The organism is Bradyrhizobium sp. 134, assembly GCF_023074155.1.
Classification (GTDB): domain Bacteria; phylum Pseudomonadota; class Alphaproteobacteria; order Rhizobiales; family Xanthobacteraceae; genus Bradyrhizobium.
In genome coordinates, this window is record NZ_JADPKX010000055.1 from 1 (window position 1) to 1,770 (window position 1,770).

The following is a 1,770-nucleotide window of genomic DNA, read 5'->3' on the forward strand; positions in this document are numbered from 1 at the left end:
ATGAGATTTCTCGGTGCCAACGTTCCGCTGCGGTGTTCTGCGTCGTGGCGTATGGTGCGACCATCGGGACAGAGGCACCGGGAGCACGATGTGCGGGCAGGCCGATGCATACGATGAGCCGCGAGCTCGAGTTAGTAGCTGGCCGCCTCTGCGACTCGCCCGGTTGCGCTGGGAGCGCGAATCCGTAGTTGTCGTGTCGCCCGCAGCTCCCGTCATATCAAGCAGGAGGTGCAAATGCGACGGGTGATTGGCATCGACGTCCACCGAACTTTCGGGGAGGTGGTGATTTGGGAGGATGGCAGGCTCCGACATGCGGGCCGCATTGATATGACGCGGACTGCGTTGGAGGGATTTGGCAAGACCCTGCTGGCCAGTGATGAGGTGGTGGTCGAGGCGACCGGCAACAGCATGGCGGTATCGCGGGTTCTGGCACCGTTCGTGGCACGGGTGATTATCGCCAATCCGCTGCAGGTGAAGGCGATCGCCCAGGCTCACGTCAAGACCGACAAGATCGATGCCGGCACGCTCGCCAGTCTGCAGGCGGCTGGGTACCTGCCGCAGATCTGGACGCCTGACGCGGAGACGGAACGCAAGCGTCGGCTGGTGGCGCGGCGCTACCAGGTCGTGCGCCATCGCACGCGGCTCAAGAACGAGGTGCATTCGATCCTGCACGCGCACCTGATCCCGAAGTGCCCGCATGCAGATCTTTTCAACGGCCGCGGCCGGGCGTGGTTGGCCGCCCAACCGTTGCCGGACGATGAGCGCGCGGCGATCGATCGGCACGTCCGCGAGCTTGACCGGCTGGCGGAAGATCTGGCCCTGCTCGACCGCGAGATCGCGCAGGACGCCATCGACGATTCCGCGGTCAACAGATTGATGACGATCACCGGCGTCAACTTGGCGGTCGCAGCCGGCATCATGGCGGCGATCGGCGACATCAGCCGGTTCAACAGCCCGCAGAAGCTGGTGAGCTATTTTGGGCTGAACCCGCGGGTGCGGCAGTCCGGACTGGGCGCCGCCCATCACGGCCGCATCAGCAAGATCGGCCGCAGTCACGCGCGCGCCATGCTGGTCGAGGCGGCATGGGCAGCGGCCAAGGCGCCCGGTCCGCTGCATGCGTTTTTCGTGCGCATCCGCGCCCGGCGCGGCCATCAGATCGCCGCGGTGGCCGTGGCCCGGAAGCTCACCGTGCTTTGCTGGCATTTGTTGACGAAGGGCGAGGATTACCTGTGGGCGCGCCCGGCACTGGTCGCCATCAAGACCCGCGCGATGCAACTTCAAGCCGGACATCCGCAACAGAAAGGCAGCCGGCGTGGGCCAGCGTATGCCTACAACATCAAGGCATTGCGCGACCGCGAGATGTTGATTGCCGCACAGGCGGAGCAAAGCTACGAGCGCCTGGTGACGCAATGGAAACCACGGCGGCCAAAAACCGGCGCGCGGGCGCCTCAGCTCGGCAAGACAAAATAGGGCAGCCTGGTGGCGCTTGCAGCCGATGCGCCACGCTTCGCCACGAGGTCGCCCGCGCCCACCCAGGATAATCCCGCCTGACGGCAAGTGCCAGCCAGGAATGCAGTCCCGTTCCACGCCAGCATGCCGCCGTGCTCGGGCCGGTCAAGGCCAAGCCTTGCGGTGGCCGCAAACGCGGCCAGCCTTGACCGCCCCTGCGCGCGGCGGCTGCGAGATCGATGGCCGGGACGGAAGAATGGCCCGCGGCGCAGCCGAACAAAAGAATGGACGTACGCGATTTCTGCAATCGTCATCTCGGTC

At 65.7% G+C, this 1,770-nt stretch carries 1 protein-coding gene; it reads left to right on the forward strand.

The features are described from left to right. Positions 1 to 252 precede the first annotated feature (252 nt). Positions 253 to 1,470, forward strand: coding sequence for an IS110 family transposase (locus IVA75_RS24680; RefSeq protein WP_247289241.1), 1,218 nt, complete (start codon positions 253 to 255; stop codon positions 1,468 to 1,470). Positions 1,471 to 1,770: the final 300 nt, after the last annotated feature.